The following is a 13,125-nucleotide window of genomic DNA, read 5'->3' as shown; positions in this document are numbered from 1 at the left end:
GTCATTGATTTAAATAAGTCCCTAAAATTGTTTTGCCCAACATGACCGGATTAGTTTCTATGCTGCTCTCCGAGCAGTTGTGAAGTGTCGCCTGCGGATGGATATTCTTCAGTTGTGGCAATAATTCCAACAACTCATCGCTGGTTTCCTGCAGACGGGAAAGGTCTCGCCTATCTTCCTGGAAATAGTTTGCCAGTGCTTCTATCCAGGCTTTGTACCGAATCTCAAACAGACGCATCTGTTCATTGCTGATCCAACAGACCTTCAGTTGGACGTGTGCCGGTGCTTCCTCCTGCAGCCGGTCTTCCACATAATTACGGAAAGAAGGGTGGTCGAAATGGTCCGGCCAATAGGGCAATACCACCGACGCCCTGAACGAATACGTATCCAGCTCACAGGGACAATCCCCTTCCATTCCGCACAGGTCCATCAGCTTAAACGCATCGCTTCTTGGCCGGAGCAACACATGCTCGATCAGGTGCATTCCCTCCGGATCCCCGCATTCACCGCCGAATTCGGCAACCAGTTTTTCGATGGCTTCATTGGCTTCAGCCGCCGTTTCAAACGTATTGACCGTCTCCAGCAGTTTATCTTCATCGATCGACAGGACGAGCTTATTTCCTTCAACCCCGAAATTTTGGGGAAGGAGAACCGTATCAAAGATTTTCTTCAAGACGGTTTCGGCTTGCGCTTTCTCGGCGAATTTTTCGGAAGCCAATACGATCCCTTCGCGGGAGGTAAGCTCAAAACGATGTAGACAACGGAGTTCTCCATCCACCCACTCTTCTTCGCAACGCACTTCGGCATTCCGAATACAGTATAAAAACCTACGTGACACATCGCGGACGCCGATCAACGTTCCCACCCGTTTTTCCAGGCCGGAAATATTCTCCGTATCCCAAAGCATCGTTTCCGCTAATCCGTACTCGTCCGTTTGCGGGAAATAGTTAAATGCCTGGGACCGGTTTGCACTGATCTCCGGATATCTTTTCAATGCCTGGATTTTGGCGGCAATGAGCTCTTCACTGTCGATCCGTTCGGCTGTCTGCTCTTCTAAATTGATTCGGTACTGCAACAACGCAAAGTCGTTGAAAGACTCCGCGAAGCGGGCAAGCAAATGGTCTAACAAGCGATTGCGGCGCGCCAGGAATTGGCTTTTATTCTCGTAAAGGTCTCTCCAACCTTGCACATCCGGAGCGCCCGTAATCGCATTCTCGAATGCTTCCGACAACAAACCTTCGCTGTCTTTAATATCGCCGAGATACTGCGCAAAATACGTTTGCTTGATATCTCCGACGGAAAACAACGTGTGGGCATGTGTCAATTGGGCGAGGAAATCTGCCAGAAGTTGTTCAAAAAATAGCAAGTATCCCTTCAATTGCCGCTGCTGCGCTTTACGTAGCACATCGGCATGCGGGGGAAGGCCAGCTTCACCCACGCCGTATGCCATTGGCAGGTCGTACTGAACCGGGCGGTAACTGAGCGTATCGCGTGACCGCCCCTTCTCCGGCGTGAGTTCCACGTCATACCCCTTGCGCTTTCCGAAGGTCCGCTGGGCTTTCAGGACCATCAGGGTATCCTTTACTTCGTCCGCATTGGCATGGAAAGGAAAACCGTCTTTATAAAATAGTATTTTCGACCGGGAAGTGCTCAAAATTGGCTTATGCTGCCCAGTAATCTGCAGGCACCACTCCACGCCAACGGCGCCGTCCACGGGCTGGCCGTCTGTATCGTACTTGGTCATCAACAGGTTCCTGACAGACAAGACTCCCTCAATATCCATCAGCAAGCTAATGATATCCGAAGCGTAGACATGGGTACGTAACTGGGCTTCGTCCAGCTCCTTCGGATCGATGAATCCATTCGTAAGCGCCACGCCGTCGTAGATATCGGGGACGTCCCAGCCCTTATCGAGCAATTCCTTCAATGAATAAAAATTGACCGAAGGATTCAGGTAATTTTCAATGGCAAAAAGCAAAGCGGCCTGTACATACTCGATGTCGGCCTCCGGCGAAATATCCACATCCATGCATAAAGCGACTTCTTCATAAGGCACCTGTCTGATGGACACAAAATCTTCGCAGAGGTTTCGATGAGATTGTAACCGACGGATCACACGCTTGAATACATCGTCAATCGTTTTCAATTTTTGAATATAAGCGTCCGCCAGTTGGCTCGCAATTCCTTCTGCTTGCAATAGGTCCCAAATTTGAGCGGCCGTTATTTTTCCAGTAGACGGATGTTTGGCAACGGTAACCGCAAAAGGAAATTTGAACGTAGCGTCTCCTGCCGCATTCAAGATCAATTCATATGGGTATTTTCCGGTCACATTGACAACGGTTGCGGAAATGATATTGGTCTTCAAAACGGTCCGATCGATGTTTCCATAACTTGGAAATTCAACGTTTAGCGCGGATTCGCCATCGGGACTTATCCATTCGATATCTCCCGAGTTTAGATCGCCATACGGCTCTTCGTTGTCCAAATCAAGCACCACCTCATACAGACCGTTAATGTGAATCGGTGTATCTGTAGCCGTCAGCTGTAACGTCTTATTCGAACGGTTGTAGAAGATGGGCGTCTCTTGGCTGTTAGCCGGATAAAGCCAAGCGTTATTTACCCCTTCGATATCGATCAGCAATTTCCGGTAATCGGCAATGGTAAAGGGATGGTTCGTCAAAATTTCGCGGGCGTTGTACAATACCTGGCCGGATGCGCCGTGTAGCAGATCTTTCGTATCAAAATCACTCCGATAGCTCAGTTCAGTAATGGCGTAACAAAGCGCTTCCAACAGGGTAATTCCCGGATCATGGGCATTGTAATCGGTCCATAAATCACTAGCTAGTTGCTCAATGTGCTTCAACCCCTCTCCGCGAAGCCATTCATAGTCCATCGCCGGAGTTAGCTGTCGCTTTGCAGCTATTGTGTAGCTTTTCATAACAGGTTTCATGCGCATTCGCAGTTTTGTAATACCCGGATTTGGTGTCTGGCCGTTCCATTGGCATACGAAACCAGTATGGAACGGGAAGAAGACGCCACGATTTCTTCTACGTTGTAGTGTGCTGTCTGGACAGCGTCGTTCTCATCGCGGATGATGTGATGCATTTTAAATCCGCTCACCGCATAAACATAAGGCCGTCCGTCTATGAAATCGATGAGCGAACTTTTCTGTATTTTACCGCCAAAGGAAACTTGCTTTGCCGTGTCGAATGCCCATGGACAGAGAAAACGCTCAATATCGTCGTTCAGTTGATTTAGGTAAAAAGCCGCATCCCTGTTAGGGCGAAGCACCACGTCAAACGCTAGTTGTATCTCTTCGAATTGCGGGTTACGGACATGCAACGCAACAAATGGATTACTGATTTTCCGCAGGTAATTGGTGATATCAACCAACGTCCCGATTGGCGTATACGGGCGCAGAGGATTTGCATAGGTTGATTTACTTAAATCGGGGATAGTCACAAGGGTAACATGGCCGGGAAAGTTTTCGCAGAACTCGGTTACGCCGTTGTGATCGACAAATCCCGCTCTATTGATGCATTTCGCTTTATAGATCGAAGGAAACTGTTCCAGCACCAGGTGCTCGTAGTCCCATAGGGTTATAGCGCGTTGTTTATGACGCAGTCGCTCGCTCACACGGCTATAGAATGCTGCCCCGGATTCCGCTAGCCTTCCTCCGAAAGAATCCGCAGGCTGGTTTATACCTTTAATTGCTGCATCGTTCACCACCAATTTAGCAATACTTCCCTTTGGACGTATTTCCGTAAAATAAACGTTATTGATTTCATCCTGTACCAGCTCGACCTGACCGGCTTGTGCGGTAATCGCTCTCAGCTTACAGACCGCATCAATCTGCCCTTGCACGGCCACTTTCAACCATAACATTCCCGCTGGCATCACGGTACCCGTATGCACGGCATCGGAAGGAAATGAGATGGTGACAATACCCGTCCGCGTCAGATTCAACGTTCCGTCGATCAGCGTTGCTTTTTCAAAAGCCTCCCAGTTATTTTCCTGATTGAGGTAATACCACGAAACACTTTCACTGGGTTTTAAGGGGTTGGCACTGCCTTCCACTACTTCGAAAAGCACGGATACCGTTTTCGGCGACGTAACCTGAGTCAAGCCGATGAATAATTCCCCTGGATTTGAAAAGCCAGGCAATAGCCCCAGCAATTTTTTGCTCGTTATCTGCTTATACCCAAATGGATAGAGATGAAAAAAAGCATTCTTCTGCGACTGCGGCGAAAATGCTAGGGTGTCTACAGCCGTATAACTGGCTTCAAAATCCGCTACGATCAACTCCTTGGGTGTAGGAGTCGAATTGCGGACCATCCGGAATCCTTCAAATTGGGTAGCCAAGGTTATTTTCTTCAGTATTTCTTGCTGGGCAATGCCCAATGACACCCCTGACGCGGTCTTGTCCACATTTATTTCTTTCGCAGCCGTCAATCCCTTGGCCTGTGCCTTTGTTTCCGCCTGTTCAGCAAACACCCTGTCTATGGCCCCCGATGTCTCCATGGGTACTATTTTCATCATCCGGGTGTCATTGAAGCTTTGCGTCAGGCTATCCATAAAAGACGACAACGAATATTGATCGCTGTCCAGCGACAACCGGATGTAGCCATCCCGTTCCCCGCTGCCGTAAGAACGCCTTGATTGCACGGTTGGAATCGTTGCTTGAATTGGTTGCCCCGGTAACTTTAACGTATGTTCTTCCCCCACCGTTGTCACTACCACTTGATTCCAGGTTCCGCGTTGGAGGTAACTAGCGGAAAATGCCGCAGGCATGTCCATGGTTAACGTTAAAGCGGTAAGCGGCTTTTGAAACAGTTCGTCACTTCCGATGTAAAACCCTGCATTCCTGCGGGGCAGATCGCCAAACGGCTTAAAAGGTTTGCTTCCGTCCAGCAACCCGATATCGTTGCTGAGCACAAAATCTTTATAGCCCCGCACTGCTACGGTGATCTGAATCGTATCGACGAGCTGTTCGGCCAGCGTATCGTAAGCGAATCCGGACGCCACCTGGTCAAAATAAACCAACAACACAGGTAAAGAGACCTGCATATTCCGTTGATGTATTTTTTCCTCATAGCCCCGGATAGCTTCTTTTCCACCATCGACTGTAATGGAAAATGTCAATTCGCCCCGCTGTGGTTGATAATTTGCGGTGACCCGATCCTCCAACCAGCCTTTTTCGCCCGTCAATAACGTGCGGAATACCAGGTTATCTATCGAATGCGCTTTACGGATTCCCGCCAACGATTTAAACCGGATAGACAGGGTGATTGTCCGTTCACCTCCTTTTAAGAAAAGCAGATTGGAAGCGACTGCAAATCCGGTTGACGCAAGTGGAGCTCCGGCTTCGCCAAATAAAAATGGCTGTGCTTCGTTGCTATGCGCTGTTGCATACAGTGCCCCGTTAGCCTTTTTCAATGAATAGACCAACCCCACCTTCGCTTGGTTAAGTACCGTGTCCTGTGACAGCTGATATACCAGCGAGTTTCCGCTTTGATCCTGCCCTCCCTTGAACAAAGTGCCCGCTTTTAGTAAGTGATTTGCCGTACGGGTGTGCAGGTCGAAGATCAGATGAGCGTGATCCGGCTCCGCTTTTCTTGATTTCAACTGCAAAACATCCCGGTAATAGTATTCCAGATGTTTCCGTCCGTATTCATTCAGCTGGGTTTGTGCATGACGGAACAGCTGCAAAAAGGTCAGCAGCAACGCCATGTGGGGTTTATGGTTGCGATAGTTTCCCACTGATTTGTCAAACAAAGTTTCCGCTTTTACGGTGGCCGACGCAATTCCAGCAAAGATCGCTTTCACCTGCTGCTGGAATAGGTTGTGGTGGATAATAAAATGAATCTTTGAGCCGTCGTCCGTATCCGGTATCGTGAGGTTCAGGGTTTCGGTTGCATCGGTATCGATGTAATGAAACGTATAAACCGTCACAGCGGAATTCAGCACAACGAAGGGAGCCAAGGGATCCGTTACATTTGATGCAGCCAGTAATGCCGCATGCGCATTTTTGAATGTAAACAAACGTAGGAAAGCCCGGCTGATTTTTGCGGTAATGATGTCTTGGATGCTTCGTTGGTAATCCAATTCTTCCGACAACCGCATACACTGGTCGTCAACCGTCTTAACCAGCGTATACACCAAATCGAATAGATACTTAAAGCACTGTTTGGCCTGTTCAACTTCTTCCGCTCTTACGGCCAATCGAATGCGTTTCACGAGTGATTTGTAATAGTCGGTAAACGAAATCGGATCAACCGCCGCCAACGTCGCGAGCGCTACACTCAGATCAGGTTGGATGAAGGGTTCCCAATTGCCTTTGGCGTTATTTTCGTTATCAAAATAAGTAACGTGGGCCGCATAACGCTGTGCAAACAATAACAGATCCCGTAATTCCCGTTCGTCTACCTTAGCAAAATCAGGCGACAGTGCCGCCAACGATCGGTTATATCGCCCGGTTCCCTCACGGATCAAGCCATTTTTATCTGAGCATGCCATGGTCTATCGTTTTACTTCGGTTCCTTCCTGGATATAAAAAGGAAAAACATAATTAAATCGTGAATTGGTCGAGCGTATCGTATACGCGATGTTTATGAGAATACGTCCTTCCATTTCGCCGGTATCTACCAGTTCGATTTTATCGACCACAATACGCGGCTCGTGATATAATATGGCTGTCTGTATCAGGTCCTTCATGTAAGTTTTCATGGTTGTCGTCAATGGCTCAAACAGCAATTCATCCAGGTTGCAGCCATAACTGGGAAACATTACCCGTTCACCGGGCCGGGTTGACAGCAGGATTTCGAGACTACTCCGGATATCTTCCCCATCACTCAGCATCTCAACGCTTCCACCTTCGTTATCAAACTGTGGCGGGAAGCTCCATCCGGTACCTAAAAAGGATTTATGCAACTTATCCATCGGTTATCCTCCTATTAATACGGTGCCGCAGCCACTTGTAATCACGCCTCCGTGAGCCGTCGGGTCGCCCATCCGTGCGGCGGGAAGTCCGCCGATAAGCACAGTCGCCGATCCCTTCACGATTGCATTCGGTGGGCCGGGGCAAGCACAAAGATCGCCAATCCTTGCGGCGGGTAACCCACCGATCAGTACAGTTGGGCAACCCGCCGGCAGCACCACTCCGCCCACATGCGGATTCGGACTGCTCATCGGGCAGGTATGCATATCAGTGACTCTCGCAGCTAAACTCATGATCGACTAATTTATTTTCACCATAGATCCTTTTATTTCAGTGATGCCTGAGCTTCTCACGCTTAGCGATCCGTTTGCGGATAGCTCGGCGGTAGCATCCGCTTCGATCATCAATTGCGGGGCCGATATCGATAGCGAAGACATAGCTTCCAATGTCAAATTTTTGGCCGAAGACAGGGTTATCCCGCTGTCATCCAATACTAGCTTATTGCCGGCCGCATCTTCCAGGCTGCACAATCCGTTGGTATCATCCAACGTCAGTTTCCGTCCTCCCGGCGTTTCGATAGAAACGCGTTTGTCCCCATCGTGGAAAAGCACTTTTATTTCTGAACGGGACACATAGCCCTTTTCGTTATTTTCATCGGTTGGCGCGATGGGCGGTGGGTTCGCTCCGCTATGCAGCATTCCCAACACCACAGGGTAGTTGGGATCGTCACCCAAAAAACCTACAATCACTTCATCATTTATTTCCGGCAAGAAGAAGGTTCCCCGGTTATTGCCCGCATCCAGGGTTGCCAAACGCGCATAAATTCCATCTTCCGCCATACCGACGATCGGCAAACGCACGCGGATCCGGCCTCTCCCTGCTGGATCAACAATATCCGTCACCACGCCGACATGCAATCCCTGGGTGGCCACATATTGCCCGGAGGAAGAAACCGGGTGTTCCGGAAAGATTTTTTCGGAAAAGAAGGCCTCTTCCCAGCCCAGCGTCGCTTCGGTCATCCAGTTACCCTCGCCGATTTCATGCTGCACACCGGAAACAAATACTTTCCCATTGAATTGATCTCCCAGTCCGGATAAAGTGATATAGACCCCTGGAACTACGGCTGAAACTCCCGAAAACTTAACTTTACCCTTAATCTTGGCAAGCAATTGCCGAATTTTCTTCGCGTTTGCCAATTTCTGAAGTTCTTGAACTGACATCCCGCCGGATAGGCGCATCTCAAACGCCTTACCCATCACTTCAGCCAGCTCATCTGCGGATCGATCTCCGGCATAGGCAGACAGACTCACTTCACCCTCAGATTCTTCGATGTCCTGCACTGACTGATCCCACGCATAACTAAGCACAGAGGTAGATTGCGTACGTGCGTCAATAGATGCCTCAAGCGATACGATATTGCTTCCGAATGTGAGGGCCAGCACCGAATCTCCGTCGGTGCCCGCTTTCCCGATCACAATTTTCCCTTGGTTTACCGAATAATACAATCCGTTCACATCCAATCGTGTCATCATGAAATCCCAATCGCTGACCTGGTTCTGGAGCAATTGTTCGTGCACAACATCGGTTGTGATTATCTTATAATCACTGATGCCGCTTTCCGCAAGCAATTGCTCGGCCACGTCGCTATCCATCACGTCTGTATAGTAACGGCTTTTTTTACCCAGTGTCATCCGTACCGTCTCATGCTTACAGGTAACTACCAACAGTGACCCGGAATCCTGTATCTGATGGCTATTTGCAACAACAATTCCTTTGAATACCGTCGTATTATCTCCGTCGTATCCTGCTTTGATCTCGATAAATTTTCCGGGTGTCAGCCATCGGCTTCGGCTCACCTCAAAATCCTGATCAGCCACACTACCATCCGCTACCGTCAAGGTTGCCGTCGGAATTTTATTAAGTGCGCTGTCAATATGGATCTCGATAACAGGTACCACCCCGGGTAGTTCATCGGCCGCTGTGAGCGGGGCGCTACTGCCAGAAAGAATCGTATAGGTAACCAAATCCCGGTTGTTGGAGGCTGTCGGCATAACTTTATTGTTTTTCTAAGGGTGGAAAATACAGTTTGCTGCCCGGTTTGATGTTTCGAAAGCCATCCAGTTCATTAAAGAAGGCCACATCGATGTAAAATTCATTCCGTGCATAAATCTGCTCCGCCATCCGGTCGATGCGATCGGTTTCTACAAAAATTCGCTCGTGGGTAATATCCGAGCTCTGCTTGTTTTCGATCGCTTCACGGAGTTCGTCTTCAATACTTTCCGTAAAAGCGCATTTGGCTACCGCGCGTATCGGTGTTCCATCAGAAGTAAATACTTTATACTCGATATCAATTTGGTTCAGTACTCCCTTGAACAGCAGTGTACCCCAGTGTATTTTCAAGTAATATGGACGATGGGTGTCGCCCTTGAATTCAATGATCTTTTTCTTGAAGTCTTCCAATTGTTCGGCCACGGAGGCTGGCTTTGCAAATGGATTGGCCACGGAAACATTCAATACCGCTGCATTCTTCACCACTCCGGTGCTGTCAAACAGAAAATCAAACGTGAACTTCTGCGGCTTGATCTTATTGAATTTCATCTTCACGGACGAGCGCCCCCCAGCCTGCGTGTCATCATACTCAAACTCATATTTACAGGTGTAGGAAGCGGGATTAATCAAGGCACTGAATTTTTCGCCCGGCGCTTTTCGGGTGAAAGCCGCATCAAGGTACGCTTCCACATAAAGTTTCTCGGCGGATGTAAGATCTCCAAACATTATCGTTCATTTTTTTGTCCCAATTTTTGCATAAGTTTCCTAAGTACTTCCTCGGAAATTTCCCGCTTTAATTTTGCGAGGTTAATCGATTCGCGCGACATAAGCGACTGCTGGTCAGCTACAACTACAGCCTTAATATGCAGTTCCTTAATTTCAATGGGCATAGCGTTTCTTCATTAAATACTGATGGATCCGCTGAGGCTTCCTGAGGCAGATAAAAGCGAGTCCACACTGATGATATTGAAATACTGGTAACTCAATGTGATACTCTCTACCACCACACTGCTTTTCGTTGCATCAAAAGCAGATACCGTCCATTTTTTTGGAATTGCATTGACCACATACCACGCCTGAATAGGCACGTGTTGGTCGTTCAACAGCGCAATCAGAATGTTCACAGGTTCAAAAACAAAGTTCTCAAACGCATTTTTGCACCACATAAGAATCCCCGAACCGATGAACATTCCCCGTTTAAGTACCAGGTCACTATATTGAGCTTTTACAGGCAGCTCCCAAGTGAAACGGTTCTGCCCGCCTTCGGCGAAAGGTTCCATTTCCATAGTCATTTCCAGACCCGTCACCTCCTGGAAACGGAAATCATTGGGCGTCTGCGGAAACAGCTCGAACGTCACCAAAAAGTGAAAGCCGACGGGAGGATATGCAAACATTACCCTTCATTTTGAATAGTCAAACCTTCATGTGCAATCTCGATGGTCTCGATGGCCACATCATTTCCCGTGGAACTGAGGTCGGTCGACTGAACTTTAAGGGGCCAGGCATTTTTTATTTTCCAGACCACCACGGGCGCGTGTGCTTCATCCAGTAACGAAATGATTAGATCCCGGCGTTCAATAGTGTTCAGGGCCACTGTATTCCACCAATTGTAAAAATCATTGTCGCCCTTAAAAATACCCCGTTTCATCGTGATATTTGAAAAACTCTGGAGGCCCGGCATTTTAATTTTATGGTATTCCGGACTTGCGCCATCGCGGTATTCAATCGCTTCGACCGATACGTCCAAGCCCGATACTTCGCTGAAACCGATCTTTGCTCCACCCCATTCTACTTGGAAATGAAACTTTGGAAGAGGATAATTTGCCATTTTATTATGATTTATGAATTCAACATTATGACACGGCTGCGCAGCTAAGACTCTTGCATTTTATGCGAGAACCGGAGGATAATAAATTCCGCAGGACGTACCGCAGCCATACCGATTTCCACAATCAATTTACCGTCGAGAATGTCTTGGGCAGTCATAGTCTGATTTAACCCGCATCGCACATAAAACGCATGCTCCGGCTTACTACCAGCCAAAGCTCCTTGCCGCCATAGAAGGGTCAGGTAATTTTCGAGCATGGCACGTACTTTCACCCAGGTATTCGCATCGTTGGGTTCGAAAACAAACTGGAGGGTTGCCTTCTTCGCCGATTCTTCGACGGTGATAAAAAGCCTCCTTACGTTCACGTAACGCCATTCGTTATCGTTCCCTGCCAGAGTACGAGCGCCCCATACCAGAAATCCTTTGCCCTGAAACGAACGTATCGCGTTCACCGATTTTCCCGTCGTGGCGTCCATATTCATTGCCCCTTGTTCGGCATCGGAAATATTTGCACTTAGTCCGTATACAGAATTGACCGATACGTTGGCCGGGGCCTTCCAGACTCCTCTTGAACCATCTACACGCGCATAAATACCGGCCATGGCCGCGGATGGAGGCAATGTCGGGCTTAATTTTGTATTGATAGTTTCCACGCACAGGTTATAGATTGCCGTTTGCGTAGTTTTCAATGTATTCAGCTTTACAGCTGCTGCTGCAGTTCCGTTGGTTACTACCACAATGTTGACTGCTGTATCGGCATATGCATATTCAAAAGTTGTTTTAAGGTACGGATAGTAGACCGCCCCATAATTCAGGTTGTCATTTTTCGTAAATTCCGCACGGAAGGCGTTAATGGTGCTGGTTACATTGGTTCCTTCCGAATGCACGTCCAACAACGTGAACCGATCCTGCAATAGGACACATTGGTCAATCGCTTTACCCATTAACTCGTAATACTTGTCTTTGGCAAGCGACAAACCGTCGGGAATGACAATAAGAGTCGGTTCATCACTTGTTGCCAATGCATTTAATCCACCTTCCAAGGTCGCAGGCGTAATGTTCGCCGAGGTCGCGGCTGCTGATACAATATAGCAGGGACCGCCTCCATTAGCAAAATAGAGCCGCAGGCTGTAGTACATCTTATATTTTGATACTTTGTCAGCAGGTAACTCAGCTACTGCCGAAAGTGCTGACACTGTCGAGCCCTCGGTCGTTTGCTGAACAGTTACCTTAATATCGGTCTGATTCTCAGGCCCGCCGAAATATTGTTCGTACTCCTTAAGTGAATAAATCTTGGTAGGCTTATTGATCAACGATTCACCCAATTCATTCTCGGCTTTTTGTGTGTGGCCGATAAAAGCTGGAATTGCAGTTTCCACCTGAGCAATTGAGGGCGGAAACAAAGGTATTTCATTCACATATACCCCCGGAGTTTTGATCGCAGTTTCATTAATTTGTGCCATTGCTATAAAATTTAAGTTCTATTAATTTCTTCTTTTCAAGATCGTTTCAACTTCCCTGATGGCGATAACCGGTTGTTCCTCCCTGCTATCGATGGTCAACATACGCATTTTGTAAAGGACGGAAGGCTGATATTTCCCGCCTAACATGGACCATAGCTGTTGCAGTTGTTCGAACGAGAGTGTCACCAACTCCAAGGTCAGCCGTTCGATCCCATCATTGGCAAGCTCTGTGATATCGATAGCGCGAAAAACAGGCTGCTTTTGGAAAAAAGCTATCACGTCCTGTAGATTCCGTATGTTATTCTCATAGCCAGCGCCATAAGCAGTGAACAATAGGGAGAGATCTAAGTGTACCGCGGGATTTTTAGGATAAAGTTCGTCTTCGATCTTGACGACATAGCGTGGCTCCCTAGCCAACCGAACTTCTTCAATATTAACAAGCGAAATAAGGATATCCGCATCGTGTTGCTCCTCGCCTCCGCTGGTATATTCAGCTATATTGGCGATGGCCACTGTAGGACCGATACCGTTATTTAGGAGATGCTGAATATTCTCGATTGCGGGATAAAGCATTTTGGTAGTTTGCTATCGCCCGGCAACATGCCGAACAACACAAATATCAAAAGCGCTGGAAACGTGGGCAATACCTATTTTGGTGTAATTTTACTTTCGGTTTAATTGGTACGCGTCTAGGAAAAGGAGTATTAAATACCTATCTCAAAAAAAGAAAGCCCCGCTGCATTCTGCAACGGGGCTTCTTATAAAATCCGGCACCGACCTACTCTCACGCCTGTTACGGCAATACCATCGGCTCTGGCGGGCTTAACTGCTCTGTTCGGGATGGGAAG

At 48.0% G+C, this 13,125-nt stretch carries 11 protein-coding genes; all 11 read right to left on the bottom strand.

Features of this window, described 5'->3' with window-relative positions; translation table 11 throughout:
• Position 1: 1 nt before the first annotated feature.
• The 11 genes from ACFQRK_RS12245 to ACFQRK_RS12195 are packed head-to-tail and all read right to left on the bottom strand — an operon-like array spanning position 2 to position 12,850.
• Positions 2 to 2,950 (bottom strand): hypothetical protein, encoded by a 2,949-nt coding sequence (locus ACFQRK_RS12245; protein WP_379007011.1) that lies wholly within the window; start codon positions 2,948 to 2,950, stop codon positions 2 to 4.
• Positions 2,947 to 6,516 (bottom strand): hypothetical protein, encoded by a 3,570-nt coding sequence (locus tag ACFQRK_RS12240; RefSeq protein ID WP_379007009.1) that lies wholly within the window; start codon positions 6,514 to 6,516, stop codon positions 2,947 to 2,949. Before ACFQRK_RS12240 ends, ACFQRK_RS12245 begins: the two co-directional genes overlap by 4 nt.
• A gap of 3 nt (positions 6,517 to 6,519) precedes the next feature.
• Positions 6,520 to 6,939 (bottom strand): GPW/gp25 family protein, encoded by a 420-nt coding sequence (locus ACFQRK_RS12235; protein WP_379007008.1) that lies wholly within the window; start codon positions 6,937 to 6,939, stop codon positions 6,520 to 6,522.
• 3 nt (positions 6,940 to 6,942) lie between these two features.
• Positions 6,943 to 7,230: a PAAR domain-containing protein gene (locus tag ACFQRK_RS12230; RefSeq protein ID WP_379007006.1), complete on the bottom strand. Its 288-nt coding sequence runs from the start codon at positions 7,228 to 7,230 to the stop codon at positions 6,943 to 6,945.
• 6 nt (positions 7,231 to 7,236) lie between these two features.
• Positions 7,237 to 8,988 (bottom strand): type VI secretion system tip protein VgrG, encoded by a 1,752-nt coding sequence (gene vgrG / locus ACFQRK_RS12225; RefSeq protein WP_379007005.1) that lies wholly within the window; start codon positions 8,986 to 8,988, stop codon positions 7,237 to 7,239.
• A 4-nt stretch (positions 8,989 to 8,992) separates the two neighbouring features.
• Positions 8,993 to 9,712: a LysM peptidoglycan-binding domain-containing protein gene (locus ACFQRK_RS12220; protein ID WP_379007004.1), complete on the bottom strand. Its 720-nt coding sequence runs from the start codon at positions 9,710 to 9,712 to the stop codon at positions 8,993 to 8,995.
• Positions 9,712 to 9,876 carry a DUF5908 family protein gene (locus ACFQRK_RS12215; protein WP_379007002.1) on the bottom strand — a complete coding sequence of 55 codons (165 nt, stop codon included), beginning with the start codon at positions 9,874 to 9,876 and terminating at the stop codon, positions 9,712 to 9,714. The genes ACFQRK_RS12220 and ACFQRK_RS12215 overlap by 1 nt, the downstream gene beginning before the upstream one ends.
• Before the next feature lie 12 nt (positions 9,877 to 9,888).
• Positions 9,889 to 10,380 (bottom strand): phage tail protein, encoded by a 492-nt coding sequence (locus tag ACFQRK_RS12210; RefSeq protein ID WP_379007001.1) that lies wholly within the window; start codon positions 10,378 to 10,380, stop codon positions 9,889 to 9,891.
• Complete coding sequence (locus tag ACFQRK_RS12205) at positions 10,380 to 10,814, bottom strand: phage tail protein (protein WP_379006999.1); 435 nt, start codon at positions 10,812 to 10,814, stop codon at positions 10,380 to 10,382. Before ACFQRK_RS12205 ends, ACFQRK_RS12210 begins: the two co-directional genes overlap by 1 nt.
• Positions 10,815 to 10,858: 44 nt before the next feature.
• The gene (locus tag ACFQRK_RS12200; protein ID WP_379006997.1) at positions 10,859 to 12,277 is read right to left on the bottom strand and encodes a phage tail sheath family protein; all 1,419 of its coding nucleotides are present in this window, start codon (positions 12,275 to 12,277) and stop codon (positions 10,859 to 10,861) included.
• A 21-nt stretch (positions 12,278 to 12,298) separates the two neighbouring features.
• Entirely contained in the window at positions 12,299 to 12,850 is a 552-nt protein-coding gene (locus ACFQRK_RS12195; protein ID WP_379006995.1) for a DUF4255 domain-containing protein, read from the bottom strand.
• Between the last annotated feature and the right edge of the window lie 275 nt (positions 12,851 to 13,125).

The sequence above is a fragment of the Parapedobacter sp. GCM10030251 genome (assembly GCF_042666505.1).
In the GTDB taxonomy this organism is placed as follows: Bacteria; Bacteroidota; Bacteroidia; order Sphingobacteriales; family Sphingobacteriaceae; genus Parapedobacter.
The sequence above is the reverse complement of the archived record's forward strand: the minus strand, read 5'-3'. Positions and strand labels throughout refer to the sequence as shown.

What these genes read in the sequence shown, in the direction of transcription:
- ACFQRK_RS12245 (WP_379007011.1), bottom strand. Translation starts at nt 2,950, where the DNA reads ATGAAACCTGTTATGAAAAGCTACACAATAGCTGCAAAGCGACAGCTA.
- ACFQRK_RS12240 (WP_379007009.1), bottom strand. Translation starts at nt 6,516, where the DNA reads ATGGCATGCTCAGATAAAAATGGCTTGATCCGTGAGGGAACCGGGCGA.
- ACFQRK_RS12235 (WP_379007008.1), bottom strand. Translation starts at nt 6,939, where the DNA reads ATGGATAAGTTGCATAAATCCTTTTTAGGTACCGGATGGAGCTTCCCG.
- ACFQRK_RS12230 (WP_379007006.1), bottom strand. Translation starts at nt 7,230, where the DNA reads ATGAGTTTAGCTGCGAGAGTCACTGATATGCATACCTGCCCGATGAGC.
- vgrG (WP_379007005.1), bottom strand. Translation starts at nt 8,988, where the DNA reads ATGCCGACAGCCTCCAACAACCGGGATTTGGTTACCTATACGATTCTT.
- ACFQRK_RS12220 (WP_379007004.1), bottom strand. Translation starts at nt 9,712, where the DNA reads ATGTTTGGAGATCTTACATCCGCCGAGAAACTTTATGTGGAAGCGTAC.
- ACFQRK_RS12215 (WP_379007002.1), bottom strand. Translation starts at nt 9,876, where the DNA reads ATGCCCATTGAAATTAAGGAACTGCATATTAAGGCTGTAGTTGTAGCT.
- ACFQRK_RS12210 (WP_379007001.1), bottom strand. Translation starts at nt 10,380, where the DNA reads ATGTTTGCATATCCTCCCGTCGGCTTTCACTTTTTGGTGACGTTCGAG.
- ACFQRK_RS12205 (WP_379006999.1), bottom strand. Translation starts at nt 10,814, where the DNA reads ATGGCAAATTATCCTCTTCCAAAGTTTCATTTCCAAGTAGAATGGGGT.
- ACFQRK_RS12200 (WP_379006997.1), bottom strand. Translation starts at nt 12,277, where the DNA reads ATGGCACAAATTAATGAAACTGCGATCAAAACTCCGGGGGTATATGTG.
- ACFQRK_RS12195 (WP_379006995.1), bottom strand. Translation starts at nt 12,850, where the DNA reads ATGCTTTATCCCGCAATCGAGAATATTCAGCATCTCCTAAATAACGGT.